Annotated in this window: 27 protein-coding genes; 13 read left to right on the top strand and 14 right to left on the bottom strand. The window is 58.3% G+C overall.

Features of this window, described 5'->3' with window-relative positions:
- Positions 1 to 2: 2 nt before the first annotated feature.
- Positions 3 to 569, bottom strand: coding sequence for a nucleotide exchange factor GrpE (locus XM53_RS16710; protein WP_057795624.1), 567 nt, complete (start codon positions 567 to 569; stop codon positions 3 to 5).
- Positions 570 to 578: 9 nt separating this feature from the next.
- The gene (hrcA, locus tag XM53_RS16705; protein ID WP_057795379.1) at positions 579 to 1,643 is read right to left on the bottom strand and encodes a heat-inducible transcriptional repressor HrcA; all 1,065 of its coding nucleotides are present in this window, start codon (positions 1,641 to 1,643) and stop codon (positions 579 to 581) included.
- 117 nt (positions 1,644 to 1,760) lie between these two features.
- On the opposite strand from hrcA, the gene rph reads away from it, so the two are divergent.
- From rph to hemW, 3 genes are read left to right on the top strand one after another with little or no spacing between them, the layout of a single operon-like run.
- Positions 1,761 to 2,477, top strand: coding sequence for a ribonuclease PH (gene rph / locus XM53_RS16700; protein ID WP_057795377.1), 717 nt, complete (start codon positions 1,761 to 1,763; stop codon positions 2,475 to 2,477).
- A complete protein-coding gene (rdgB, locus tag XM53_RS16695; RefSeq protein WP_057795375.1) occupies positions 2,470 to 3,078 on the top strand; it encodes an RdgB/HAM1 family non-canonical purine NTP pyrophosphatase in 609 nt (202 codons plus the stop codon). The genes rph and rdgB overlap by 8 nt, the downstream gene beginning before the upstream one ends.
- On the top strand, positions 3,071 to 4,228 hold the full coding sequence (gene hemW, locus XM53_RS16690) for a radical SAM family heme chaperone HemW (RefSeq protein ID WP_057795373.1): 1,158 nt from the start codon (positions 3,071 to 3,073) through the stop codon (positions 4,226 to 4,228). The genes rdgB and hemW overlap by 8 nt, the downstream gene beginning before the upstream one ends.
- Here hemW and XM53_RS16685 read toward each other — a convergent pair.
- The 7 genes from XM53_RS16685 to hemJ form a co-directional block, all read right to left on the bottom strand.
- A complete protein-coding gene (locus XM53_RS16685; protein ID WP_057795371.1) occupies positions 4,225 to 5,124 on the bottom strand; it encodes a ParB/RepB/Spo0J family partition protein in 900 nt (299 codons plus the stop codon). The two genes, hemW and XM53_RS16685, sit on opposite strands and share 4 nt — an antisense overlap.
- Positions 5,125 to 5,134: 10 nt before the next feature.
- On the bottom strand, positions 5,135 to 5,944 hold the full coding sequence (locus tag XM53_RS16680) for a ParA family protein (protein WP_057795369.1): 810 nt from the start codon (positions 5,942 to 5,944) through the stop codon (positions 5,135 to 5,137).
- A complete protein-coding gene (gene rsmG, locus XM53_RS16675; RefSeq protein ID WP_057795367.1) occupies positions 5,937 to 6,548 on the bottom strand; it encodes a 16S rRNA (guanine(527)-N(7))-methyltransferase RsmG in 612 nt (203 codons plus the stop codon). The genes XM53_RS16680 and rsmG overlap by 8 nt, the downstream gene beginning before the upstream one ends.
- Entirely contained in the window at positions 6,545 to 8,407 is a 1,863-nt protein-coding gene (gene mnmG / locus XM53_RS16670; RefSeq protein WP_057795364.1) for a tRNA uridine-5-carboxymethylaminomethyl(34) synthesis enzyme MnmG, read from the bottom strand. The genes rsmG and mnmG overlap by 4 nt, the downstream gene beginning before the upstream one ends.
- Before the next feature lie 13 nt (positions 8,408 to 8,420).
- The gene (gene mnmE, locus XM53_RS16665) at positions 8,421 to 9,707 is read right to left on the bottom strand and encodes a tRNA uridine-5-carboxymethylaminomethyl(34) synthesis GTPase MnmE (RefSeq protein WP_057795362.1); all 1,287 of its coding nucleotides are present in this window, start codon (positions 9,705 to 9,707) and stop codon (positions 8,421 to 8,423) included.
- Positions 9,708 to 9,730: 23 nt separating this feature from the next.
- Positions 9,731 to 11,002, bottom strand: a complete 1,272-nt coding sequence (gene rho, locus XM53_RS16660) for a transcription termination factor Rho (protein WP_057795360.1) — start codon at positions 11,000 to 11,002, stop codon at positions 9,731 to 9,733.
- Positions 11,003 to 11,127: 125 nt separating this feature from the next.
- Positions 11,128 to 11,577 (bottom strand): protoporphyrinogen oxidase HemJ, encoded by a 450-nt coding sequence (gene hemJ, locus XM53_RS16655; RefSeq protein ID WP_057795358.1) that lies wholly within the window; start codon positions 11,575 to 11,577, stop codon positions 11,128 to 11,130.
- A gap of 419 nt (positions 11,578 to 11,996) precedes the next feature.
- Between hemJ and XM53_RS16650 the strand changes: the two genes are divergently transcribed.
- The 4 genes from XM53_RS16650 to dnaQ are packed head-to-tail and all read left to right on the top strand — an operon-like array spanning position 11,997 to position 14,704.
- Positions 11,997 to 12,596, top strand: a complete 600-nt coding sequence (locus tag XM53_RS16650; protein WP_057795356.1) for a Maf family protein — start codon at positions 11,997 to 11,999, stop codon at positions 12,594 to 12,596.
- The gene (locus XM53_RS16645) at positions 12,593 to 13,426 is read left to right on the top strand and encodes a shikimate dehydrogenase (RefSeq protein ID WP_057795354.1); all 834 of its coding nucleotides are present in this window, start codon (positions 12,593 to 12,595) and stop codon (positions 13,424 to 13,426) included. Before XM53_RS16650 ends, XM53_RS16645 begins: the two co-directional genes overlap by 4 nt.
- Positions 13,423 to 14,016: a dephospho-CoA kinase gene (coaE, locus tag XM53_RS16640; protein ID WP_057795353.1), complete on the top strand. Its 594-nt coding sequence runs from the start codon at positions 13,423 to 13,425 to the stop codon at positions 14,014 to 14,016. Before XM53_RS16645 ends, coaE begins: the two co-directional genes overlap by 4 nt.
- Positions 14,009 to 14,704 (top strand): DNA polymerase III subunit epsilon, encoded by a 696-nt coding sequence (gene dnaQ / locus XM53_RS16635; RefSeq protein ID WP_057795351.1) that lies wholly within the window; start codon positions 14,009 to 14,011, stop codon positions 14,702 to 14,704. Before coaE ends, dnaQ begins: the two co-directional genes overlap by 8 nt.
- Here the strand turns inward: dnaQ and secB are convergent.
- Complete coding sequence (secB, locus tag XM53_RS16630) at positions 14,701 to 15,216, bottom strand: protein-export chaperone SecB (RefSeq protein ID WP_057795350.1); 516 nt, start codon at positions 15,214 to 15,216, stop codon at positions 14,701 to 14,703. The two genes, dnaQ and secB, sit on opposite strands and share 4 nt — an antisense overlap.
- Positions 15,217 to 15,291: 75 nt before the next feature.
- The gene (locus XM53_RS16625; protein ID WP_057795349.1) at positions 15,292 to 15,789 is read right to left on the bottom strand and encodes an FxsA family protein; all 498 of its coding nucleotides are present in this window, start codon (positions 15,787 to 15,789) and stop codon (positions 15,292 to 15,294) included.
- 113 nt (positions 15,790 to 15,902) lie between these two features.
- On the opposite strand from XM53_RS16625, the gene XM53_RS16620 reads away from it, so the two are divergent.
- The 3 genes from XM53_RS16620 to XM53_RS16610 are packed head-to-tail and all read left to right on the top strand — an operon-like array spanning position 15,903 to position 18,186.
- The gene (locus tag XM53_RS16620) at positions 15,903 to 16,565 is read left to right on the top strand and encodes a Tim44/TimA family putative adaptor protein (protein ID WP_057795348.1); all 663 of its coding nucleotides are present in this window, start codon (positions 15,903 to 15,905) and stop codon (positions 16,563 to 16,565) included.
- Complete coding sequence (mltA, locus tag XM53_RS16615; RefSeq protein WP_057795347.1) at positions 16,562 to 17,599, top strand: murein transglycosylase A; 1,038 nt, start codon at positions 16,562 to 16,564, stop codon at positions 17,597 to 17,599. Before XM53_RS16620 ends, mltA begins: the two co-directional genes overlap by 4 nt.
- Complete coding sequence (locus tag XM53_RS16610) at positions 17,596 to 18,186, top strand: Smr/MutS family protein (protein WP_057795346.1); 591 nt, start codon at positions 17,596 to 17,598, stop codon at positions 18,184 to 18,186. The genes mltA and XM53_RS16610 overlap by 4 nt, the downstream gene beginning before the upstream one ends.
- Here the strand turns inward: XM53_RS16610 and XM53_RS16605 are convergent.
- Positions 18,169 to 19,392, bottom strand: coding sequence for an MFS transporter (locus tag XM53_RS16605; protein ID WP_057795344.1), 1,224 nt, complete (start codon positions 19,390 to 19,392; stop codon positions 18,169 to 18,171). The two genes, XM53_RS16610 and XM53_RS16605, sit on opposite strands and share 18 nt — an antisense overlap.
- Positions 19,393 to 19,773: 381 nt before the next feature.
- On the opposite strand from XM53_RS16605, the gene XM53_RS22595 reads away from it, so the two are divergent.
- From XM53_RS22595 to XM53_RS23120, 3 genes are read left to right on the top strand one after another with little or no spacing between them, the layout of a single operon-like run.
- Positions 19,774 to 20,541: a TIGR04255 family protein gene (locus XM53_RS22595; RefSeq protein ID WP_082631067.1), complete on the top strand. Its 768-nt coding sequence runs from the start codon at positions 19,774 to 19,776 to the stop codon at positions 20,539 to 20,541.
- The gene (locus XM53_RS23125) at positions 20,438 to 21,010 is read left to right on the top strand and encodes a hypothetical protein (RefSeq protein ID WP_144435579.1); all 573 of its coding nucleotides are present in this window, start codon (positions 20,438 to 20,440) and stop codon (positions 21,008 to 21,010) included. The genes XM53_RS22595 and XM53_RS23125 overlap by 104 nt, the downstream gene beginning before the upstream one ends.
- Before the next feature lie 3 nt (positions 21,011 to 21,013).
- Positions 21,014 to 21,664 carry a hypothetical protein gene (locus XM53_RS23120; RefSeq protein WP_144435578.1) on the top strand — a complete coding sequence of 217 codons (651 nt, stop codon included), beginning with the start codon at positions 21,014 to 21,016 and terminating at the stop codon, positions 21,662 to 21,664.
- A gap of 97 nt (positions 21,665 to 21,761) precedes the next feature.
- Here the strand turns inward: XM53_RS23120 and hslU are convergent, their stop codons facing one another.
- Positions 21,762 to 23,072: an ATP-dependent protease ATPase subunit HslU gene (gene hslU, locus XM53_RS16600; RefSeq protein WP_057795343.1), complete on the bottom strand. Its 1,311-nt coding sequence runs from the start codon at positions 23,070 to 23,072 to the stop codon at positions 21,762 to 21,764.
- A gap of 63 nt (positions 23,073 to 23,135) precedes the next feature.
- Positions 23,136 to 24,215, bottom strand: coding sequence for a hypothetical protein (locus tag XM53_RS16595; RefSeq protein ID WP_057795341.1), 1,080 nt, complete (start codon positions 24,213 to 24,215; stop codon positions 23,136 to 23,138).
- Positions 24,216 to 24,287: the final 72 nt, after the last annotated feature.

The following is a 24,287-nucleotide window of genomic DNA, read 5'->3' as shown; positions in this document are numbered from 1 at the left end:
CGTCAGCCGGTGAACGACGAAACACCCACCTGCGCCGGGCGCAGAATGCGATCGTACAGCATGAAACCCTGTGCCGAAACCTGGATGATCTCACCCACCTTGGTGCCGGGTACGGGGGCCTCGAACATCGCTTCGTGCTGTTTCGGATCGAACTTGTCGCCGACCTGAGGGTCGATCACCTGAATCCCGTGCTTGGAAAACACGTTGACCAGCTCGCGCATCGTCAGCTCGACACCTTCGATTAAGGCTGCGGCTTCCTTTCGCTGTTCGTCGGTCACGGTTTCGACCGCGCGCTTCAGGTTGTCGTAGACCGGCAGGACATCCCGCGCCAGCTTCGAGCCGCCGTAATTCTCGGCCTCTGTCCGCTCTCTCTGCGCTCGCTTGCGCGCATTCTCGGCATCGGCAAGGGCCCGCATGAACTTGTCTTGGAAAGCGTCACGCTCGGCGCGCAGCGATTCGATCTGGTCCTCAACGCTTTCCGGAGCGTCCTCTTCCGTCATTGCGGCCTGCTCTTCCTCTTCGGCCTGCTCCACGTCGTCCAAAAACGGGTCTTCCTTCGACTGTGCCATGCTCATCCCCTACTTTCGGTCCGCGATCAGCTTTCCGACAAGCTGCGCGGTGTAATCCACGATTGGAACAATGCGTCCATAGTTCAGGCGGGTGGGTCCAATCACACCGACCGCGCCAACGATCTTACGATCAGCGTTCATATATGGAGACACCACCAAAGAGGAACCCGAAAGTGAGAAAAGTTTGTTCTCCGACCCGATAAAAATGCGCACACCTTCGCCCTGATCGGTCAATTCCAGGAACTCAGCGATGTCCCGCTTGCGTTCAAGGTCGTCGAACAGGGTTTTGATCCTGTCGAGGTCCTCCTGATCGACCTCCGAATTGATCAGATTCGCGCGGCCCCGCACGATAAGCCGCTCATAACTGTCCGCCTCGTCTTCCCAAACGGCCAGACCGCTCTCGACCAGCTGATGCGCAAGCCCATCGATTTCCCGGCGGCGCGCAGTGATCTCCTTGGCGATGTCCGTCTGCACGTCGGACAGTGTCTTGCCCTCGATCAGGGAGTTAAGAAAATTTGCCGCCTCCCGCATGGAGCTTGGGGTCTGGCCCGGCGGCGGATGAAATATCCGGTTCTCGACATGCCCGTCCCCGAAAACCAGCACCACCAGCGCTCGATCGTGGCCCAGCGCGACAAACTCGATATGTTTTATCGGCGCTTCCCGCTTGGGCGCCAGCACAAGCGATGCACCTTGCGTCACACCAGACAAGGCCGAACCGATGCGGTCAAGCGCCAGGCTGACATCGTCGGAATTGGAACCGAGCGTCGCGTCGATCTTCTCGCGGTCGTTGAGCTCAAGATCGCTGACCTCCAGCAGCCCGTCGACGAACATCCGCAGCCCTTGCTGCGTCGGCACACGTCCGGCAGACACGTGGGGGCTGTCAAGCAGTCCGAGATACTCCAGATCCTGCATTACGTTGCGGATCGTCGCGGCCGAGACCTTTTCACTCATGTCCCGCGTCAAGGTCCGCGACCCAACCGGATCACCCGTGGCGAGGTATCCTTCGACCACCCGACGAAACACTTCCCGCGAGCGGTCGTTCATCTCTTCGAGGATCTGTCGCGCGTTTTCCATTTGCATTTCTGTCGCCTCGTGGAGTGCCATTAAAAACGGCCTGCCGAAAAGGTCAATCGGGGTTGCTATCAGGTTTCGGTCGCCTGTATCCCGAACAGGCAGTTAAGGAGATCTGGTATGCGTCCTTCGGGAAGAGACTTAAGTGAAATGCGCGCGGTTTCAATCGAAACGGGCGTGACCAAACATGCCGAAGGATCCTGCATGATCCGCATCGGCGACACACACGTCCTGTGTACCGCAACGATCGAAGATCGCGTGCCACCGTTCATCAAGGGCTCTGGCCTTGGCTGGGTTACGGCGGAGTACGGTATGCTGCCCCGCTCGACCACCTCCCGGATGCGGCGCGAGGCGTCTGCCGGCAAACAGGGTGGGCGCACGGTCGAAATCCAACGCCTCATCGGTCGCAGTCTGCGAGCCGGGGTCGACCGCGTTGCTCTGGGCGAGCGTCAGATCACCGTCGACTGCGACGTGATCCAGGCCGACGGCGGCACGCGCTGTGCGTCCATCACGGGCGGCTGGGTTGCCCTGCGCCTTGCCGTCAATAAGCTGCTGAAAACCGGCGACGTGGTCAGCGACCCGCTCGTCGATCCCGTGGCCGCCGTCAGCTGTGGCATCTACGCCGGCCAACCGGTGCTTGATCTCGACTACCCCGAGGACAGCGACGCCGGTGTCGATGGCAATTTCATCATGACGGGCACAAGCAAACTGATCGAAGTTCAGATGAGCGCAGAAGGCGCCACGTTCAGCCGGACACAGATGGAAAGCCTTATGGATCTGGCCGAAAAAGGCGTGGGAGAGCTTGTCGCACTGCAAAAGGCCGCGACGAATGCGTAAATTCACGGGCGACACGCTTCTGGTGGCCACCCACAACGCCGGCAAACTCGAAGAGATCGCCACATTGCTCAAGCCCTACGACATAAATGTCGTGGGTGCGGCGGAAATGAAGCTGGACGAACCCAAGGAAACCGAGACGACCTTTGTCGGCAACGCACGGATCAAGGCTCATGCCGCCGCCCGTGCAACCGGCCTTCCCGCCTTGTCCGACGACAGCGGTATCGAGATCGATGCACTGGATGGCGCTCCGGGTGTATACACGGCGGATTGGGCCGAAACAGAGACTGGTCGCGATTTTATCATTGCCATGACCAAGGCACACGATCGCGTCTTGGACTCCGGGGTGAAACCGCCTTGGACAGCACGCTTTTGCTGCACGCTTGTCCTCGCCTGGCCCGACGGCCATGACGAATTGTTCGCAGGCACCGTCGAAGGTCAGGTCGTATGGCCGATGCGGGGGATGCAGGGCCACGGCTACGACCCCATGTTTCTGCCGAACGGATATGACGTAACCTTTGGCGAAATGGATGGATCGGAAAAGAACCGGATCAGCCACCGCGCAGTTGCGTTCAGCAAGCTTGTGACCGGCTGCTTTGACTGAGGACTGGCAGGCCGGGGGCTTTGGCCTATACGTGCATTGGCCGTTCTGCGAGGCGAAATGCCCGTACTGCGATTTCAACAGTCACGTCCGTGCAGAAGTCGATCAATCTCGCTGGCTCAGAGCCTATTTGCGCGATTTGGATCGTTACGCCGAACGTCTTCCGGGCCGTGTTTTAAACTCGATCTTTTTCGGCGGCGGCACACCCAGCCTGATGAAACCCGAGGTTGTGAGCGCGATCATCGAACGCGCCTGCCAGATCTGGACACCCGCGAATGATATCGAAATCTCGCTTGAGGCCAATCCGGGCTCTGTCGAAGCAGAGCGTTTTGCCGGGTTTGCCCAGGCCGGCGTGAATAGAGTGTCTCTCGGTGTGCAATCCTTGCGGGACGACGACCTGCGCCGTCTCGGGCGCATCCACACCGTGGCCGAGGCAATCAGAGCTTTCGAGATTGCACGTGCGCACTTTACCCGCGTCAGTTTCGACTTGATCTATGCTCGCCAAGACCAGACCTTGGCCGACTGGCGCCAGGAACTTTCCGAGGCGCTGGCACTGGCCGTGGATCACCTGTCGCTCTACCAGCTTACGATCGAGCCGGGCACCATCTTTTCCCAAAGGCGTGCCAAGGGAGGTTTGCGCGGCCTGCCATCCGAGGATCTGGCTGCGGACATGTACGAACTGACGCAAGAGCTGTGCGGCGCTGCTGGCTTCAATCCTTACGAAGTTTCAAATCACGCCAGACCCGGCGCCGAGTCCCGCCACAACCTGGTTTACTGGCGCTATGGCGACTACATCGGGCTCGGACCCGGCGCTCATGGCAGGATCACGATGAACGGGATCCGGTATGAAACCGAGGCGTGGTCGGATCCGGAACAGTGGCTGTCACTTGCTGAAAGCGATAAGTCACTGAAAATATTTGATAAATTGAAATATACTGATCAAGTACCAGAGCACCTCTTGATGGGCTTGCGGCTCACTGAAGGCGTTGATCTGAACCGACATGCGGCTCTCGCCCGCAAACCGCTTTCCCAATCGAAACTAGAGGATCTGTCTCGACTCGGCCTGTTGCAGGTCCGAAATGGTCGCGTGTCAGCAACCTCCGGCGGCCGTCTTATCCTCAATCGCGTGATTGCGGAGCTATTGGAAGATTAACTTCCGGTCAGCTTTCGACACAGGTCGTCGAGCTGATCCAGGCTTTCGTAGGAGATCGTCATGCTGCCGTTTTCTTGGCCCGGCTTGTGGTTCAGGGCAACTTTCATCCCAAGGTTCGCCGCCAAGTCGCCTTCCAGCGCTTTGGTATCGGCATCCTTTTCCGCCCCTGATTTCTTTTTGGGCGCACCTTCGTCCGAGAAGATATTACCACCATCTTTCTTTACGAGCTTCTCGGTCTCTCGAACAGACAGACCCTTTTTCACAACTTGGCTGGCAAGCGCGGACGGGTCGTCTGAGGTAATCAACGCCCGCGCGTGGCCTGCGCTCAACCGGCCGTCACGCAAGTACGCCAGCACATCCTCGGGCAGTCCCAGCAGACGAACAAGGTTGGCAATATAGCTGCGACTCTTGCCGAGCGCCTGGGCGAGCTTTTCTTGGGTATGTCCGAACCGTTCCATCAGCTGACTGTACCCGGCGGCCTCTTCAACCGGGTTCAGGTCTGCACGCTGGATATTCTCGATGATGGCAACTTCCAAGACCTCGGTGTCATCGAACTCCCGTACAATCACCGGCACCTGGTGCAGCTTGGCCAGCTGCGCCGCCCGCCACCTGCGCTCGCCCGCGACGATTTCGAATGCGCCGCTCTTTCGCGGATTCGGACGAACGATCAGAGGTTGAATGATCCCTTTCGCGGAGATGGACGAAGCCAGGTCTTGCAAGGCACTTTCATCAAAGTCCCGCCGCGGCTGATCCGGGTTCGGCTCGATCTTCTCGATCGGAACCGATTTATCCGCCGGTTTGCCGGTATCCTCCGGTGCGTCCTGCGCCTCGGCGACATCCGACATCAACGCCGACAATCCGCGCCCAAGTCCCCGCTTAGATTTTTTGTCCGACATCCCGCTCTCCTTACGCCGCCTGCCGTTTGTTGTTTGTCACCAGCTCTCGTGCCAAGGCACGATAGGCTTCGGCCCCCTTGGAGCCGGGATCATATGACAGAACCGGCACGGCATAAGATGGCGCTTCGCTGACCCTTACATTCCGAGGAATCTTTGTTTGGAACACCAAAGGCCCAAGATTGTCCCGCGCATCCTGCTCCACTTGGGACGACAGGTTGTTCCGGCCGTCATACATGGTCAATACGACGCCCTCGATCCGAAGATCCTTGTTTGCGGATTGCCGCACTTCCCGAACTGTCAGCATGAGCTGTGACAAGCCTTCCAGCGCAAAGAACTCCGACTGAAGCGGCACCAATACGGAATGCGCAGCAACCATTGCGTTCACGGTCAGCAGGTTGAGCGATGGAGGACAGTCGATCAGGATGAAATCGAATCCGAACCCGTCCATCGCAGGCTGCCGCAAGGCATCGTGCAACAAAAAGCTGCGCTTCTCATTCGAAATCAGCTCCATATCCGCCGAGCTAAGGTCCACGGTAGCCGGAACAATACTGAGGTTGGCTTGTCCGGTTTCCTGGATAACCTTGTCCAGCTCGATTTCCTCAAGCAGCAGCTCATACGTTGTGTATTCCCGCTCATTCGCCTCGATACCCAACCCGGTAGACGCATTCCCCTGCGGGTCAAGGTCGACAATCAGCACCTTGAATGCATCCTCCGCAAGCGCCGCAGCAAGGTTGATCGTCGTGGTCGTTTTGCCGACGCCGCCTTTCTGGTTTGCGATTGCAATGATTTTGGGTCCGGCAGAGCGCGCGAGATCAAGCACGGCATACTCCTGAGATGCGTAGAATGACGGATTTTTCGTTCGTTTTACTTTTAGCAACCTCGTAATCGAAACGCCACTTCGATTGCGCCTCGGTCAGCTCCTTCCGCCAATTTTCTCCCTTGGGAAACAGCATCAAGCCCTGCGGCGCCAAATGACGGTGCGACAATGAAAGCAACGTGTCCAAGTCCGCCACGGCGCGGGCCGAAATGACATCGGCCTGCAACGTCGGCAGTTCTTCGATTCGTCGCGAAATGATGGTCACCGCAGTAGATGTTTCGCGCGCCACGCTGCGCAGGAATGCCGATTTGCGCTGATCGGATTCGACCAGCGTTAAACTTAGGTCTTCCCGCAGTTCCGCGGCTATAATTGCGACAACGAGGCCGGGAAACCCCCCTCCCGAGCCTAGATCCGCCCAGACATCCCCCTGCTCGTTGGCAAATTGCCAGACTTGCGCTGAATCCACAAAATGACGAGCCCACAAGTCGTCGATCGTGGATTTTGAGACCAAGTTGATCTTTGGGTTCCACTTTCTGAGGGCATCGGCGTAGTGCTCAAGCTTGTCAATTGTTTCACGTGAAACACTCAATTCACCGATCTTTGTCATGCGGATTTCGACCGCACCTTTTGCCGCAACCTTGCGAGGATTGTTGTCAACGCCGCGGGCGTCATTCCATCTATCCGAGAGGCCTGCGACAAATTCCCTGGTCGCGCAGCGCTCAACTTACTTTTCAACTCGTTGGACAACCCGTCAATCGCATCAAAATCAAAATCACTCGGTATGGCGTGTTTCTCGTCGTTTTTCATCAACGCAACGTCCCGTTCCTGGCGAGCAATGTAATTTGCATAAAGCGAATCTCGCTCAAGCTGGCGGCGCGTTTCCGTATCAATGTCGGAAAATTCTGGGTTTAGCGAAAGCAAATCGTCAAAGTCAAAGTCAGGATACGCAAGCATTGCAAGCCCATCCCGCTTGGTGCCATCTTCATTCACCTTGATGCCAGCATCGTTTAGTTGCTTTGGCGTGTAGGTCACAGCTTTCACTCTTGCCTTACCGGTCTCCAACCGGCCCATCTTGTCCTCAAAGGCAGACCGACGGCGCGCTCCGACGCACCCAATGTCCAGCCCTATCGGCGTCAGACGCTGATCTGCGTTGTCCGCCCGCAATGACAGCCTGAACTCGGCGCGCGACGTGAACATCCTGTAGGGCTCTGTAACGCCGCGCGTCGTCAGGTCATCGATCATGACACCGATATAACTGTCGGCACGGCCGAAAAAGATCGGGTCACGCCCAAGCGCCGCAAGTGCTGCGTTCAAACCCGCGACGACACCCTGCGCCGCCGCCTCTTCATAGCCCGTTGTTCCATTGATCTGACCGGCAAGAAACAATCCGGGGACCGAGCGAACGGCCAGCGTCATGTCCAGCGCGCGCGGATCCACGTAGTCATATTCAATTGCGTAACCAGGCTGAATGATCGCGGCATTCTCAAGCCCCTTTATCGAAGTCACGTAATCACGCTGGATGTCTTCGGGCAAGGACGTGGAAATGCCGTTTGGGTATATTACGCTGTCGGAAAGACTTTCAGGCTCCAAAAAGATCTGGTGCGAGGTCTTATCGGCAAACCGCACGATCTTGTCCTCAATCGAGGGGCAATAGCGGGGTCCGATTCCGTCTATATAACCCCCGTACATGGCCGAACGCTCGAGATTATCTCGGATAATACTGTGGGTTTTTTCGTTGGTATGGGTGATTCCACACGACACCTGACGCGCAGAGGGTCCCGCCGACAGAAACGAGAACAGTACTGGATCGGCATCCGCCGGCTGCATCTCCAGACAGTCCCACGCGATCGTTCGACCGTCTAGCCTAGGCGGGGTCCCGGTTTTCAGACGGCCCAAAGGCAATCCGAATCCGTCAATCCTTTCGGCGAGCCGTACAGACGGCTTATCGCCCATGCGCCCGCCAGGACGCGAAATGTCGCCAATATGGATAACGCCGCGCAGGAAGGTTCCCGTCGTCAGTACGACTGCACGCGCGTGAATTTCGCTTCCGTCCGCCAGCAAGACCCCACTCACAGCATCGCCTTGAAGCAGAAAATCAGCAGCTTCGCCTTCAATAACGGACAGGTTCGGCTGAGCCGCGATTTCGGCCTGCATCACCTCGCGATAAATCTTTCGGTCTGCTTGCGTTCTGGGCCCCTGCACAGCGGGACCTTTTTTTCGGTTCAGCAAACGAAACTGGATACCTGCCTTATCCGCGACACGTCCCATCACCCCGTCCAGCGCATCAATCTCGCGAACAAGGTGACCTTTCCCAAGACCACCAATCGCTGGATTGCATGACATGACGCCTATCGACGCCTTCGTCAAGGTAACCAATGCCGTCCGTGCGCCCATCCGGGCTGCGGCATGTGCTGCGTCTGTGCCGGCATGTCCGCCGCCGATTACGATGACGTCAAAATGTTTCACGTGAAACACTCCGCTATTTACCAAGACAGAAGCTGGCGAAAATCTCATCCAAGATATTCTCGATATCTACCCGGCCTACCAGAGAATCAAGAGCACGCACAGCACTTCGCAGCTCTTCCGCGCTCAGATCCGGCGCGCCTTCCGACCCGGCGAGTATGGTCATGGCGTTATCGAGGTAGATGGCACCAGCCTCCATGGATTGCTTATGGCGCAGCCGTGTAGCCACGCCAGCATGAGCAGTTCTTTCAGAAAATGTGCTCGTGATGCGCTGAATCAAATCAGCGACGCCATGGCCGGTCGCGCCGGATATGCCCTTGTCCGGGAATCCATGAAGGTCCGCTTTTCCCACAAGGACCAAATCGTCTTCCTGCGGCAAGAGATCCGGCGTCTCTCCCGGTGCAACAAGAAACACCCGAAGATCCGCCTCCTCCGCACGGGCCCTGGCCCTCGCTACGCCAATCGATTCCACGACATCCTTGGTTTCTCTTAGTCCCGCGGTATCCAATAGCGTGACCGGAAGACCATGCAAGTCCATGCGCACCTCGATTACGTCCCGCGTGGTGCCAGCAACCTCGGAAGTGATCGCGGCGTCACGCCCGGCCAAGGCGTTCAACAATGTGGACTTTCCGATATTCGGCGCACCGACAATTGCTACTTCGAACCCATGACGAAGACGCTCTGCTGTCTGAACCCCCGCAATCTCGACTGTCAGTTCATTGCGAACATCTGACAAAAGGTCCGAGACTTCCGGCGAAACATCCTCGGGAACCTCTTCGTCCGCGAAATCAATCGTCGCCTCAAGCAGCGCGGCGGCCCGGATCAGTTTGCTACGCCAACGTTCCGCGCGCTCTCCCAGTTCACCAGACAAGACGCGTTGTGCTTGGCGCCGCTGCGCTTCGGTTTCAGCGTCGATCAGGTCTGCAAGGCCTTCGACCTGGGCAAGATCCAGCCTCTCATTCTCAAGCGCGCGCCGCGTAAACTCACCTGGCTCGGCAGGTCGAAACCCTTGCTGTCGCCCAAGCGCTTCGAGGATCGCAGACACGACAGCAGTCGATCCATGACATTGAAACTCGACTGTCGGCTCACCCGTGAAGCTTTGGCCTTCGTCGAAAACCAGCATCAAGCTTGTGTCGATCGCCTCCCCGCTTGTTGCGCGAACCGTGCGCAAGGCGGCCCGTCGGGGCGATGGAAGGTCGCCCACCAGCTCTTCCACACCTGCGAATGCATCGGCGCCGGAAACGCGGATGATGGCGACGCCTGCTTTCCCAGGCGCCGTCGACAGGGCAAAGATGGTGTCCATGGTGTTTCCGACAGACGATCACATTACGTGTTCATGGAATCGAAGAAATCCGAGTTCGTTTTGGTTTGTTTCAACTTGCCAAGCAGGAACTCGATAGCATCCGTGGTTCCCATCGGATTGAGGATCCTGCGCAGCACATAGGTCTTCTGCAAATCGACCTTGTCGATCAGCAGATCCTCTTTCCGTGTGCCGGACTTGAGGATGTCTATGGCCGGGAACACGCGCTTGTCGGCAATCTTGCGATCCAGAACCAGCTCAGAGTTGCCTGTGCCCTTGAACTCTTCAAAGATCACTTCGTCCATCCGGCTGCCGGTATCGATCAGCGCCGTGGAGATGATCGTCAGCGAACCGCCTTCCTCGATGTTTCGCGCCGCACCGAAAAACCGTTTGGGGCGCTGCAGGGCGTTGGCGTCCACACCACCGGTCAGAACCTTGCCTGAAGACGGAACGACAGTGTTGTACGCCCTACCAAGTCTTGTGATTGAGTCGAGAAGGATAACAACATCTCGTTTGTGTTCGACCAAACGCTTGGCTTTCTCGATCACCATTTCCGCCACGGCGACGTGCCGTGCCGCCGGCTCGTCAAAGGTCGAGCTGATGACCTCGCCCTTCACCGAGCGCTGCATGTCCGTGACCTCTTCGGGCCGCTCGTCAATCAGCAGCACGATCAGGTAGCATTCGGGATGATTCCGCTCGATGCTGCTGGCGATGTTCTGAAGGATCACGGTCTTGCCCGTCCGCGGCGGCGCCACGATCAGGGACCGCTGCCCCTTGCCGATCGGTGCCACCAGGTCGATCACCCGTGCGGATTTATCCTTGATGGTCGGATCGTCAATCTCCATCTGAAGCCGCTCATCGGGGTAAAGCGGAGTCAGGTTGTCGAACGCGATTTTGTGCTTGGCATTCTCCGGGTCGGCAAAATTGATCTGCGTCACCGACGTCAGCACGAAATACCGCTCGTTTTCCTCGGGCGCCTTGATCTCGCCTTCGATCGTATCGCCGGTCCGCAGCGAATGCTTTCGGATCGTATCGGGCGAGACATAGATATCGTCCGGCCCCGGAAGATAGTTCGCTTCCGAAGACCGCAGAAACCCGAATCCGTCTTGCAGAACCTCCAGCGTGCCGTCGCCATAGACGACCCACCCTTCATCAGCGCGTTCGCGGAGGATCTGGAACATCATCTCCCCCTTTCGCATGGTCGAGGCGTTCTCGATCTCCAGCTCTTCAGCCATCGCAAGCAGATCCTTCGCGGATTGCTTCTTGAGATCGGACAGGTTCAGACGTTCGTCAGACATGGATAGGTCCTTGCGAAATCGACGCGTGCGCGACGCGGTCGTTCAGATATGTTCTTGTGGAAGACGGTAAACCCGGACGGGCGCCGTTTTACGCTACCTAGGATCAGTGACGCCGCGAGTCAATCTCAGAACTTCACGACCACGGAAACGACGATAACCACCATCAGGATCGTCGGCACCTCGTTCATCATCCGGTACTGGCGGCCGGACAAGGCCGCCGTGCCGTCCACAAACGCTTTGCGCTGCCGTCCCAGCCAGTGATGGAACCACGTCATGCCCAGCACGCCCGCGAGCTTGAAATACGGCCACACGGCGCCCCAGTCGACAATCCCCGGCGTGGCGACCAGCAACAGGCCGGCGCCCCAGGTCACGATCATGGACGGGTTCATGATCACCCGCAAAAGCTTGCGCTCCATTATCTGAAACACTTCGTCGCGACTGTCGCCAGGCTCGGATTGCTCGGCGTGATAGACGAACAGACGGGGGAGATAGAAAAGACCCGCCATCCAGGCAATCACAGCCATGATATGGAGCGATTTCGTCCATGGATAAAGCGAGGCCAGAAGGTCAGTCATGTTATCCCCGTATCTCCCTGCCTTTCTCCTAATAAATAAATATAGAAAGAAAAAGGATGATGATTTTGTAGGGGGAAGACCAAGCTGGGGATTACGGGATTATACGTGATTTATCCAAAGCAATGGTCAAATGTGGATAACCATGTTGAATGTTTGGATATCGCTTACTCCGGATTTGCATAATTACTTGAATTTATGACATATTCCTTGCGACCTCCTGAAAAACGAGCGGTGGATGAACCGACCATTCATTTGGACCGCAAGACGTTTTCCCCGATGGCGGGTTTTCCATATCCCCAAGTGCAAAAGACGCGTGAGAATGAATGGGATGGAGCGCTTTTCCCGCCAGATCCGGAAGTGTTGGAATCTTCGCCGATCTATCCCTAAAACCCGTTAGAGATATGCAACGGGATATCCACATGCCACGCAGGATCATTCTGGCTTCGGGGTCGGACATAAGGAACACGCTGCTCCGAAATGCCGGGCTGGACGTCGAGGTCTCTCCGGCACGTGTCGACGAAGATGCGGTCCGCGAGTCGATGATTGCCGAAGACGCCTCGCCGCGCGACATCGCTGATGCACTGGCCGAGCTGAAGGCCAGCAAGCAAAGCGCCCGCAACCTGGGCGCGCTGGTCGTAGGCTGCGATCAGGTTCTCAGCTTCGAGCGCCGAATACTGTCGAAGCCCGAAACACCGCAACAGGCGCTGGAGCAGTTGCGCGAGATGCGCGGCAAACGGCATGAACTTCTGTCTGCTGCGGTGATCTGCGAAGACGGCAAGGCTATCTGGCGTCACGTGGGCGTGGTACGCATGATGATGCGCGATGTGTCCGACGCCTACCTTCAAAGCTACGTCACCCGCAACTGGGATAGCATCCGGCACGCGGTCGGGGCATACAAGCTGGAGGAAGAAGGCGTTCGGCTGTTCAGCCAGGTACACGGAGATTACTTTAACGTCCTGGGGCTGCCACTTCTTGAACTACTGTCATACCTGGCCCTGCGCGGAGATATCGAGACATGAGCGAGAACAGGATACCGCTGGCAGCCGTGATCGGATCGCCGGTCGCGCATTCGAAATCGCCGCAGATTCATAGCCACTGGCTCAAGACCCACGGCATCCCCGGCTATTACATTCCGATGGATGTCGCACCCGACGATCTCGAACACGTGCTACGCACACTGCCGAAAATGGGTTTCGTCGGCGTCAACATCACCGTTCCGCACAAGGAAAAAGTGCTGGAGATCGCCGACCTGATCACCGATCGCGCCACGCTGATCGGTGCGGCCAACACTCTCATCTTCCGCAAGGATGGCAAGATCCATGCGGACAATACCGATGGGGTGGGTTTCATCCAGAATCTCCGGCAGAACGCCCCCAACTGGAACCCCAAGGCTGGTCCGGCCGCCCTGTTGGGTGCGGGCGGCGCGGCGCGTGCGGTCATCTCGGCCCTGCTCGAGGTTGGGGTGCCCGAAATAATGATTGCCAACCGCACCCGGGTCCGCGCCGATGCGCTGAAAACCGAATTCGGCAAGCGCATCGTGGTGGTCGATTGGGTTCAGGCCGGCAACATGATGGAAGACGCCGCGACAGTGGTGAACACAACCTCGCTGGGCATGATGGGCAAACCGCCGCTGCGCGTGCCACTTGACGGTTTGCACAAGGGCACATTGGTCACCGACCTTGTCTATGCTCCGCTCAAGACCCGCCTTCTGGCCGAAGCCGAGGAAATGGGCTGTCAGACAGTCGATGGCCTAGGCATGTTGTTGCACCAAGCGGTGCCCGCGTTTGAGCGCTGGTTCGGGGTACGCCCTCAGGTAGACAGTGCCACGCGCGCAGCGGCGCTCCGATGACGTACAAGCTGGGCCTGACCGGCTCGATCGGGATGGGCAAGTCCACCACCGCGAAGATCTTTGCTGAAAACGGCTGTGCAGTTTGGGACGCCGACGCGGCGGTGCACCGTCTTTATTCGCAAGGTGGCGCCGCGGTTGCACCTATCGGCCATGCATTCCCGTCGGCGATCGTGGACGATGCCGTGTCGCGCGACCGCCTGAAATCGCTCATTGCCGATTATCCGGATGCGCTCAATAAGATCGAAAGCATCGTGCATCCGCTCGTTGCCGAAGATCGCGCGATTTATCTGTCGGAAACCGAAGCGGATATTACGGTTCTGGATATCCCTCTGCTGTTCGAAACCGGCGCGGACGCGCTGATGGACGCGACCGTTTGCGTCACCGTTCCGCCCGAGACACAGAAGGCGCGCGTGATGGAGCGCGGCACCATGACCGAAGAACAATTTCAGGCAATCCTTTCCAAGCAGCTACCGGACGCAGAAAAACGCGCCCGCGCCGACTATGTTATCGTGACCGATACGCTTGAACATGCCCGCGCACAGGTTCAGGATGTGCTGAAAGACATCCAAGGCAGGCGGACCAATGCGTGAAATCGTGCTCGACACCGAAACAACCGGCTTTGACCCCGAACAGGGCGACCGGATCGTCGAGATCGGGGCCGTTGAGCTTTACAACCACATGCCGACGGGCCGCACCTTTCACGAATACATCAATCCACGCCGCTCGATGCCGCAAGAAGCGTTCGAGGTGCACGGCCTAGGCGACGACTTCCTGCGCGATAAGCCAGTCTTCGAGAAGATCGCGCAAAGCTTCGTCGATTTCATCGGTGACGCCAAGCTGGTGATCCACAATGCCGCCTTCGACATGAAATTCCTGAACGCCGAACTTGGTTGGCTCAACATGGCGAAAATCCCGTGGGAACAAGCCATCGACACGCTCGACATTGCAAGGCGCAAGTTTCCGGGTTCGCCCGCCTCGCTCGATGCGTTGTGCCGGCGTTTCGGAATCGACAATTCTTCCCGTACGCTGCACGGGGCCCTGCTCGACTCCGAGATCCTGGCCGAGGTGTACCTGGAACTGATCGGCGGCCGACAGCCCGATTTCGGATTGGCCGGGGCCTACTCCCCGGAAACAACGGAAGACAGCGCCGAAACCGACTGGCATCCCGGCCCGCGCTCGGAACCTTTGCCGCCTCGTCTGAGCGAAGAAGAACGCGCCGCGCATCAGGCATTCGTGAACCACATGGGCGACGGCGCGCTCTGGAAGCAGCTGACTTAGGCGTCCGGAGTCGGCTTTTGGTCTGCCGAAGCCGCTTGGCGGCGCATGATCTCGTTGCGGTAAAGCTGCACGAAATCGATCGTCTCAAGGTTCAGCGGCGGGAAGCCTCCGTCACGCGTGACGTCGCTGACAATCCGGCGCACGAAAGGAAAGATCATCCGCGGGCATTCAATCAGAAGGAAGGGATGCATCTGGTCATCCGGCACGTTCTCGATCTGAAAGACGCCGACATATTCCAGCTCCAACAGGAAAAGCGTGTCCTCGGTGCCCTTGTTCTTGGATGTGATAACCAGCTTGACCATCACCTCGAACTGATGCTCGGCGGAACGTTTCTTGGCGTCCAGGTTTACGGCGACCTGCACATCCGGGTTAACCTCGCCGCCAGACCCTCGTTGGGCCAGCGCGTTCTCGAATGACATGTCCCGAATGAACTGCGTCAACACGTTCATTTTCGGTCCGGTTTGTGTCGCTTGGGCGTCCGTCTTGGCGGCACCGTTATCCTGTTCGGCCATCTAAAGTCTCCTGGCGGAAAAATTCATCGCGCGAAGCCTTAGCAGGATGCCGAACGCGCCTCAATGCCTCGCATCTCAGTGCCGGGTCCAGCCCGAGCTGTCATGCGTGGGCGTCTTCGGCGGGTCGACTTCCTCGTACTGGCCTTCGATCACGTCGTCGCGCTGACGCGGCCCCGGGCCGTTGCGCATGTCGCGCGGCCCATCGGGGCCCATCTCGAAACGCTGTACCTTGATCCGCTTGCGCAGGAACTGGAACAGAGACTTTCGAATAGGCGGCGCGAGCAGCGAAAAGCCAACCGCGTCGGTGAAGAACCCCGGTGTCAGCAGCAGCGCACCGGCAATCAGGATCATGGCCCCGTGCGCCAGCGGTTCGGTCGGGTCGTCAAGCTTCTGGAACGACGACCTCAGCCGGCCGATCGCCATGGCCCCTTGCGTGCGCACCAGCCACGTGCCGAGGATCGCCGTCAGAACCACGATGCCCAGTGTCGGCCACAGCCCGATAAGCCCGCCAACCTGGATAAACAGCGCGATCTCGATAAGCGGCACTGCGAGAAAGGCTAGAAATAGCCACATGAGCATGATCCTCCTTGGTTTCTAAAGGCGGGTACGGTGGACTCGCCCGGATCAACACCCTACATAAGACCCACACCGGGAGGTTTCCATCCTGGGCACGTTGAGAGGTATGAATGAATTCGCCCCTACTCCAATTGCTTGTCCTCGCTGGCATAGCGATTTTTCTCATCCTACGCCTGAAAAGCGTCCTGGGCACCCGCGACGGGTTCGAGCCTTCGAAGCAGCCTACGCCGTCGACCCCGACGCCGTCGCGTCGGCAGGACTTCGAGGTGATCGACGGTGGCCCGGATTACGACATCACCGACCACGTGCCCGAGGGCTCTGACGACGCTCAGGCGCTGGCCGACATGAAACGTGCCGAAAGCAGCTTTGCCGTGGGCGAATTTCTGCAAGGTGCGAAACAGGCCTACGAATGGATCCTGATGTCGTTCGAGCGTGGCCAGGTGGACGAGATGCGCCCCTTCCTTGGCGACGATGTATTTGAGGCGTTCACCGGTGTGGTCGAGTCTCGCGCCCAGCAAGGCCTTTCAATCGAGGCCGAATTCGTCGGGGTACGCGAGACGACTTTGACTGCCGCCCGGTTCGACAACGCGACCAACAGAGCCGAGATCACCGTGCGCTTCATCGGTGAACTGATCTCGGTCGTGCGCGACCAGAACGGCGAGATTGTCGAGGGCGAGCCCGGCAAACCCAAGAAGCAGAAGGATGTGTGGACCTTCGAACGCGTCATGGGGTCCGACGATCCCAACTGGCGGCTTGTTGCCACGGACGAATGATCGGACGGGCGGCAGCGGCATTCCTCTTTGTGCTGACGGCCGCAACCGCCGTCCACGCCGAGGAAGTGACACATACCGTTCTCGACTTTCAGGACCTGAAAGGCTGGGAAGAAGATGATCACGAGAAGGCGCTCGACACGTTTCTCCTGACCTGTCCGGATCTTGATGATCCGGATTGGCGCGCCCTCTGCGCGCTGGCCCAGCAAAAACCCGATGCCAAGGATTTCTTTCAGCTGTTCTTTCGTCCAGTCCTGATCGAAGACGGGAAAAAAGCTCTCTTTACCGGCTATTTCGAGCCGGAGCTCAACGGCTCCCTGTCGCCGGGCGGCCGATATCGCTACCCCCTCTACCGAAAACCGCCCGAGGCCCAAGGCGCCGTCCCATGGTTGTCGCGCCGAGAGATCGAGGCGGGTGTCGCCATGCAGGGCCGCGGCCTCGAGATTGTCTGGGTCGACGATCTGGTTGAAAAGTTCTTTCTTCAAATCCAGGGATCTGGTCGCGTGACACTGCCCGATGGCCGCAAGATCCGCGTGGGCTATGGAGGCGCAAACGGGCACGAGTACCGCTCTGTCGGAGCCGAACTCGTTCGTCGTGGTATTTACCAGGCGCACCAGGTTTCGGCGCAAGTCATCAAGAACTGGGTGCGCCGCAACCCCGCCGCCGGACAAGAACTGCTTTGGCACAACCCGTCCTATGTCTTCTTCCGGCGCATCGACTCCGTGCCCGCCCACATGGGTCCACTCGGGGCGATGAACCGTTCCGTTACCGCGGGCCGCACCATCGCTGTAGATCCTGCGTATGTTCCGCTCGGCGCTCCGGTCTGGATCGAGAAAGAGGGCGCGGGTCCGATCCGCCGCCTGATGATCGCGCAGGACACAGGCTCTGCCATCAAGGGGGCGCAACGGGCCGATATATTCATCGGCACCGGAGATGAGGCGGGTCGCAAGGCCGGTCGCCTGCGCGACCCGGGTCGCATGGTGGTCCTTCTACCGATCCAGCGCGCCTATGCCACCGCGACGGAGCCTAACCTTTGAGCCGCAGGCGGATCACGCCCGAAGAGCTGAAGCTCTGGCAGCAGGTGGCAAAGACGGCGGAAAGGCTCGATCCCAAGCGGGACACCACCACGCCCAAACTCTTGCAAGCCAAGCCGAAATCAAAACCCGAAACGCCCAAAACCGAGATTTCGCCGTTTGAGATCGGCCAAACCTCCCGGGCATCCGACCACAGGCATGATACCTTGCCCGGCCTGCACGAACGCCTGTCCCGGCAGCCCTTGCAAATGGACAAGCGCACCAACACGCGCCTGAAACGCGGCAAGGTCGAACCCGAGGCCCGCATCGACCTGCACGGCATGACACTGGCACAGGCACAGCCCGCCCTGACCGGGTTCATCCTGCGAGCACAGGCGCAGGGCAAGCGGCTGGTTCTAGTAATCACCGGCAAGGGAAAGAACACCGATACCGGCGGACCGATACCCACCAGAAATGGTGTTCTTCGCCACGCGGTACCGCAATGGCTGGGCATGGCGCCGCTGTCGGGTTTGGTCTTGCAGATCACCCAGGCGCATGTGCGGCATGGGGGGGGCGGGGCGTATTACGTGTATCTACGCCGCAACCGGTAGCAGGGGTTTGGCGCGGGTGATGCCGATGGTCATCATGATCGTGGTGACGACGAAATAGCCCGCGACGATCAGGTACTGGCTTTCAAGGCCCAGCCCCAAGTCGATGCCCATTCCGGTCAGGCCGGGGCCGATGGCGGAGCCGAAGACCATGACGGCGGCGGCCATCGCCTTGATCGAACCAAGGCGGGCGGTGCCGTAGAATTCGGCCCAGAAGGCGTTGGGCAAGGTGGTGTTCGCGCCGGTTGTCAGGCCGAGGAAAAACAGGCCTGCGAGCAGGGTCAAGGTATTGTCGGATATGGCGAAAATCCCAAAGGCGGCGACCATGGGAAGCTGGAAGAACGGGATCAACCTGGCGGTGCCGAAGCGGTCCAGGGCCCAGCCGGACAGGACCATCGCGACGATGCCGACGGAGGTGTAGAACGGGTAGAGGGCGACCAGTTGGACGTGGGGGATGCCCTTCAATTCGGCGAAGTGGACCTGGTGGAAAAAGAAGGCTGTGTTGAAAGCTGCGGGGCCCAGAAGGGCCGGGACCATGAACCAGAAAAGCCAATGAAATAAGGCCTGATTGCGGGTCCAGTGGCGGGATTCCATGCCCAGGGACTGGTCGGTTTCGGCCAGCATCTGGGGGGTGCGTTCGAGGCGGAGGAGGCGGTGGATGACGGGGACGCCGACAAGGGCGATGAGGGCAGCGGCGACCCAGAGCATGTGCCAGTCGTAGACCGCCAGAAGTGCAACGAAAACAAGGGGTAAGAGCGCCTCGCCAAGGGCGAAGCCGAGGGTGGCGATGGACAGGGCTTTGCCCCTTGTGGCGATGAACCAGCGGGACATGGCGACGACGGCGAGGTGGCTGGTCATGCCCTGGCCGGTGAAACGCAGGGCAAAAATAACCGCGATCAACCCCCACCAGACCGGATTGAAGGCCATGGAGAGGCAGGCAAAAGCCAGTAAAATCAGTATGATAGGGGCGAGGGTGCGGACGCGAAAAAAATCCGTGAGGCCGCCGGCCCAGACCATGACGAGGGCGGAGGCGGTGGTGCCGAGCGTATAGATCCCGCCCCATTGCCCGTGGCTGAGATCGAATGCGGCCCGAATCTCGCCCGCGAAGAGCGAGATAAAAAACGTTTGTCCAAAAGAACTTAGGAAGGTCAGCAGCATACCCGCCGACAGGAAGGGAAGGTTGTCACGGAGAAAATCGAGGAGCCGCATGACCCCCTTCGTGGCCCGAAACCCGGGTGAAGAAAAGCGGATTCAAAGGGGTGCCGATTTGATTCGTTAATTTTCCGGATCGGCCCAAAAGGACGTCGGTATCACGTCGGTATTTGGGTGGTATGCCGACGGTGCGATTTTCTGGGCTGGTGGATTAAGAGGGAGGGCAGAGTGTTTGGGTGGAACAAACAAAACAACCGACTTGTATGCCGCTGGCAGATTCGGACTATCAAGGGACTGGACGCGTAAGACAATGTCTCAAGGTTGGCTGCCTGAAACCTTTACGTAGATGATTTCTTTACGCGGACTCACCAATGTGCGAGAATCGTAATGAAATTGGCGAACGCCTGATTTTAAACTGGTCGGTAGGCAGGAAAAACAATGGAATTCCCTGAACAGCCTAGAGCTGTATACAACCGGAATCCGTTATCTGAAGTCGTATGCCAGTTGCGCTTTCCGCGATTGTTTTTGCTTGACCGACAAGTTCCAGCGGAGTTTCAGTCTGCCCTTGGGAGGGAATTCCCGGTCGTGGATTCACGTGAAGAATTCAGGTTGTCTTTCTCTGAAGGCTCTCAGAATCCGACGCCAACAACCCGCCGTTTGATCTATGATTTTTCAACAACCGATGATGAATTCACTGTCTCACTCTGCAGCGACTTCTTGGCTATAAAGACCTACAAGTACGTACGGTGGGAACGATTCCAATCAGTATTAAATTTAGCAATGAAAGCGCTACTTTCTAACTACGAGGTTGTACACTTCAAACGGATTGGGCTGAGATACGTTAACATCATCGACAGAGATGAGTTGGGGTTGAAGGATGAGACTTGGTCCAATCTATTGCGTACTCGAGCGCTAGGTCTACTGGCCGACCAAGACATCCCAATCAACGACGTCACTGAACAAGCTACAACTACAGTTATTAAACTAAATGAAGGAAAAGTCGCTGTTCGTACAGGCTTGAGCTTTGTGAATAATGAAGAAAAGCCGCAGTTCATAGTGGACTCAGATTTCTTTTTCGAAGAGCAAGTGGAGGGAGCAGAAGATGCAATTAGAATACTCGGATCCTACAACCGTGCCGCGGGAAATGTATTCCGATGGTTCATCACGGACCGGTTACACAACCATCTCGAACCAACTGATCCATGAAGCCCTAAAGCAACAAATTGAACATTGTTTAGCTGCGTTGCAGGCCGTCAGTTTCCATTTAGTTGATAGAACTCCCGGCATGCCAGATAGGAGCATGCTTAGACATGTCGTGACTTCCAATTCCGCATCGGAAGGATATGTTCAATCTAATGAGGACGCTACCGATCTGAGCTGGTTGTTTGCAGCATATAACTCCGTTGAATCTGAAAAGCCGAGCGTAAAGAACCTGACCAATACGGTACAAGGAATTAACGAGCTTATCCAAAAAGGTAAGTTTGACTTGCTAGCCAAAATCCTTGGCAGCGCGAAGCTTTCTCAAATGTCCAATGAGACTATGCTAGCTTTTGCAAGATCGTCTTTTCCAGTGCGTGAGCAAATTGCCAACTGGAAAACATTTGTTGCCGAGGTGCAATCCGAACTTGATAGGCGTGAAAAAAACAGCGCTCGACTGTTGAAGGGGCTCGTTTGAAGAATGCCCGTGCTCAACGGCCCGGGTTCATCGCTTGAGGAATCACACTATCTTGGTGTTGCGATCAAGAATGCAGGTGGGGATCAGAACCATTGCGGACTACTCTATCGTCTCGATGATGGAGAAGTTCGTATGCTGCATTTGGCATTTCATTTCGACTTACGAGATGATGAATGGAGGCCGGACTACTGCTGCGCGCCTGTTGGTTTCGAGCTTGAAAACCAGCTTGTGGTAGCTGCGTTTGCCAATGCAGTCGCAAATGCGGAACCAAATGTGCCATATGGTTTCGATGCTAATGGGATGGTGTTTGACCGCTCAAGCGGCGAACTTCTGGAAGCTCCGGCCGGCAAGGGACTAACGTGTGCAACCTTTGTGCTAGCTTTGCTTCGAACGCTTGGCTTCGAACCGCTCGATGAGGCTTCATGGCCAGTTCGCGATGATGATGAAGAATGGCAAGCCAAGATATTGGAGTTAATGAAAGCAAATGACGCCAATGAAGATCACATAGAGGCCGTGACACGAAATGGCCAATCAAAACGGTTTAGGCCAGAAGAAGTCGTAGGGGCTTCAATCACTGATAGTGACGAATGGTCCATCGAATTTGATAAAGCACAAGAGATCGCGCAAAAGGTGTTGGAAGATATTGCTGCATGACAACTCCGCCATTACTAACCTTTCGGAGTCAAATTACACCACTCAGCTTTAACGTTACGGGCGATCAGATACTTGACCGTTCGCTATAAAACTTCCCCTACAAAACATACCTGCTCAAATCCGTCGACTTCATCAGCTCGCCCAGGTTGGCGTCCACGAAGGCTTCGTCCACGACCACCTTCTCGCCCGCGCGGTCGGGGGCGGTGAAGCTGAGTTCCTCGAACACGCGTTCCATCACGGTATAGAGCCTGCGCGCGCCGATATTCTCGATGGTCTGGTTGACCTCCGCCGCGATGCGGGCGAGGGCCTTGATGCCGTCCTCGGTGAATTCGACGGTCACCTCCTCGGTCCCCATGAGGGCGGAGTACTGGCGGGTCAGGGCGTTGTCCGTCTCGGTCAGGATGCGCACGAAATCTTCTTCGGTCAGGGCGCGCAGTTCGACCCGGATGGGCAGGCGGCCCTGAAGTTCGGGTAGCAGGTCTGACGGCTTGGCGATGTGGAAGGCGCCGCTTGCTATGAAGAGGATGTGGTCGGTCTTGACCGAGCCATGCTTGGTCGAGACGGTCGTGCCCTCGATCAGGGGCAGGAGGTCGCGCTGCACCCCCTCGCGCGAGACGTCGCCGCCACGGGCCTCTTGCCGGGCACAGACCTTGTCAATCTCATCGAGGAAGACGATGCCGTTCTGCTCGACCGCTTCCAGGGCGGTGCGGTTGACGGTTTCGTCGTCCAGCAGTTTGTCGGCTTCCTCGGAAATCAGGATGTCGTAGCTTTCGCGGACGGTCATCTTCTTGCGGGTGGTGCGGCCGCCGAAAGCCTTGCCGAAGATGTCGCCCAGGTTCATCATGCCCATCTGGCCGCCGCCGGGCTGGCCGGGGATGTCCATCATGCCGAGGGGGTTGGAGGTGTCGGCGACGTCAAGCTCGATCTCGGTGTCGTCGAGCAGGCCATCCTTGAGCTTCTTGCGAAACATCTCGCGCGTGGACTCGCGGGCATCCTCGCCGGCGATGGCGGTGATGACGCGATCCTCGGCCTGTTGGTGGGCGCGGGATTTGACGTCTTCGCGCATGAAGTCGCGGGTCTGGGCGATGGCGCTGTCGACGAGGTCGCGGATGATCTGTTCGACATCGCGGCCGACATAGCCGACCTCGGTGAACTTGGTCGCCTCGACCTTGATGAAGGGGGCGCGGGCGAGTTTTGCCAGGCGGCGGGAGATTTCGGTTTTGCCCACGCCGGTGGGGCCGATCATCAGGATGTTCTTTGGATAGACCTCTTCGCGCAGGTCGTCGGAGAGCTGCTTGCGGCGCCAGCGGTTGCGCAGGGCGACGGCGGTGGCGCGCTTGGCGTCCTTCTGGCCGATGATGTAGCGGTCGAGTTCCGAGACGATTTCGCGCGGGGTGAGGTCGGTCATGGGGCGTCCTGTGATTGCGTTACGGGGGAACGTAAGCATGGGGGGCCGAAACGCAAGGTGCGGTTATTCGGAGGTTGCCGTGACGTCGTCCCAGGGCGGCAGGCGGGATTTGCCGGGGAAGTTCGGCAGGGCGCGCATGAGGGCGACGCGCAGGTGGGTCCAGAAGGTGCCCAAGCCGGTGATGAAGGCGCCGATGACGAGCATGAGGAGCGGAAGCTGCGTGCCGCCGCCGTCCATGCTGAAGAGCCAATAGATCACGGCGGCGAGGTAGCCCATTCCGGCGGTCAGAAAGGAACGGCGGTCGATCACAAGCGCGAGGCAGGTTACCAGCAGGAAGCCGATGATCGTGAGGATCGTGCCGAGCGCGCCGTCGAGATTGTAGACGGTCATCATCACGGTGTTCACCAGCGCGGGCGCGGCTAGCAGGTGCAGCCAGAAGGCCGAGCGGGCGCGGCGGCCGATGCGGTGCGGGTCCTGCATGTCGAACCAGAGACCGGCAATGAAGGCGAGGATGCCGAAGATCAGCGTGCCGAGGGCCAGCGACCCACCCTGGCGGAGGTCGAAGAGGCTCCAGAAACTGCCGGTGATCAGCGTGTCGACGGGGCTGGTTTCGGTGGTGATCGCATAGATGGTCATGAAGCCGTAAAGGCCGACAAGCAGCATCGAGAACGGCACGCGGAAACGGCGGTAATGCAACAGGATCGACGCCATGCCGCCGAGGCCCAGCAGGATGGCCGCGAGCGCGCCGGAGGTGAGGCCGATCATGTCGAGGACATAGCCGATCAGCCCGCCCGCGCCGGTGGCATAGGTACAGACCAGTACGATGGAGGGCAGGCTCATCCGGCGTTTCAGCGTAAAGTAATGCGCGGCGAACCAACCGACGGCCATGAGCGCCGCCATGACGAACAACACCCCGCCCGCGGCGAAGGCGAAGGTCACCGCGCCGGAGGTCAGCAGGATCAGGCCGAGCGAAATGAAGATCTCGGCAAAACCCGAGAACAGCTCGAACGGCTCATCCTCGTTGGCACGCCGGGCGATGCGACCGGCGCGTTCGTGCGACAGGGCGCTGAGGCGCGCGGCCTGTGCCTCGTCGATGATGCCGGCGGCGGTGGCGGCGCGCAGGTCGTCCTGGGTCAGGGTCATAAGCGGTCCTTTGGTCGTCTTTGCGACAGCCCTAAAGAACCGTTTGGACGAAAGAAAGGCCGCATTCTGACA

Source organism: Roseovarius atlanticus, from assembly GCF_001441615.1.
Taxonomy (GTDB): domain Bacteria; phylum Pseudomonadota; class Alphaproteobacteria; order Rhodobacterales; family Rhodobacteraceae; genus Roseovarius; species Roseovarius atlanticus.
The sequence above is the reverse complement of the archived record's forward strand: the minus strand, read 5'-3'. Positions and strand labels throughout refer to the sequence as shown.

What these genes read in the sequence shown, in the direction of transcription:
- XM53_RS16605 (WP_057795344.1), bottom strand. Translation starts at nt 19,392, where the DNA reads ATGCGGCTCCTCGATTTTCTCCGTGACAACCTTCCCTTCCTGTCGGCG.
- rsmG (WP_057795367.1), bottom strand. Translation starts at nt 6,548, where the DNA reads ATGACAAAGATCGGTGAATTGAGTGTTTCACGTGAAACAATTGACAAG.
- XM53_RS16625 (WP_057795349.1), bottom strand. Translation starts at nt 15,789, where the DNA reads ATGTGGCTATTTCTAGCCTTTCTCGCAGTGCCGCTTATCGAGATCGCG.
- coaE (WP_057795353.1), top strand. Translation starts at nt 13,423, where the DNA reads ATGACGTACAAGCTGGGCCTGACCGGCTCGATCGGGATGGGCAAGTCC.
- XM53_RS16710 (WP_057795624.1), bottom strand. Translation starts at nt 569, where the DNA reads ATGGCACAGTCGAAGGAAGACCCGTTTTTGGACGACGTGGAGCAGGCC.
- XM53_RS16595 (WP_057795341.1), bottom strand. Translation starts at nt 24,215, where the DNA reads ATGACCCTGACCCAGGACGACCTGCGCGCCGCCACCGCCGCCGGCATC.
- secB (WP_057795350.1), bottom strand. Translation starts at nt 15,216, where the DNA reads ATGGCCGAACAGGATAACGGTGCCGCCAAGACGGACGCCCAAGCGACA.
- dnaQ (WP_057795351.1), top strand. Translation starts at nt 14,009, where the DNA reads ATGCGTGAAATCGTGCTCGACACCGAAACAACCGGCTTTGACCCCGAA.
- mltA (WP_057795347.1), top strand. Translation starts at nt 16,562, where the DNA reads ATGATCGGACGGGCGGCAGCGGCATTCCTCTTTGTGCTGACGGCCGCA.
- XM53_RS16620 (WP_057795348.1), top strand. Translation starts at nt 15,903, where the DNA reads ATGAATTCGCCCCTACTCCAATTGCTTGTCCTCGCTGGCATAGCGATT.
- XM53_RS23120 (WP_144435578.1), top strand. Translation starts at nt 21,014, where the DNA reads ATGCCCGTGCTCAACGGCCCGGGTTCATCGCTTGAGGAATCACACTAT.
- mnmE (WP_057795362.1), bottom strand. Translation starts at nt 9,707, where the DNA reads ATGGACACCATCTTTGCCCTGTCGACGGCGCCTGGGAAAGCAGGCGTC.
- hslU (WP_057795343.1), bottom strand. Translation starts at nt 23,072, where the DNA reads ATGACCGACCTCACCCCGCGCGAAATCGTCTCGGAACTCGACCGCTAC.
- hemJ (WP_057795358.1), bottom strand. Translation starts at nt 11,577, where the DNA reads ATGACTGACCTTCTGGCCTCGCTTTATCCATGGACGAAATCGCTCCAT.
- hrcA (WP_057795379.1), bottom strand. Translation starts at nt 1,643, where the DNA reads ATGGAAAACGCGCGACAGATCCTCGAAGAGATGAACGACCGCTCGCGG.
- rph (WP_057795377.1), top strand. Translation starts at nt 1,761, where the DNA reads ATGCGTCCTTCGGGAAGAGACTTAAGTGAAATGCGCGCGGTTTCAATC.
- XM53_RS23125 (WP_144435579.1), top strand. Translation starts at nt 20,438, where the DNA reads ATGCAATTAGAATACTCGGATCCTACAACCGTGCCGCGGGAAATGTAT.
- XM53_RS16685 (WP_057795371.1), bottom strand. Translation starts at nt 5,124, where the DNA reads ATGTCGGACAAAAAATCTAAGCGGGGACTTGGGCGCGGATTGTCGGCG.
- XM53_RS16650 (WP_057795356.1), top strand. Translation starts at nt 11,997, where the DNA reads ATGCCACGCAGGATCATTCTGGCTTCGGGGTCGGACATAAGGAACACG.
- rdgB (WP_057795375.1), top strand. Translation starts at nt 2,470, where the DNA reads ATGCGTAAATTCACGGGCGACACGCTTCTGGTGGCCACCCACAACGCC.
- XM53_RS16645 (WP_057795354.1), top strand. Translation starts at nt 12,593, where the DNA reads ATGAGCGAGAACAGGATACCGCTGGCAGCCGTGATCGGATCGCCGGTC.
- XM53_RS22595 (WP_082631067.1), top strand. Translation starts at nt 19,774, where the DNA reads ATGGAATTCCCTGAACAGCCTAGAGCTGTATACAACCGGAATCCGTTA.
- rho (WP_057795360.1), bottom strand. Translation starts at nt 11,002, where the DNA reads ATGTCTGACGAACGTCTGAACCTGTCCGATCTCAAGAAGCAATCCGCG.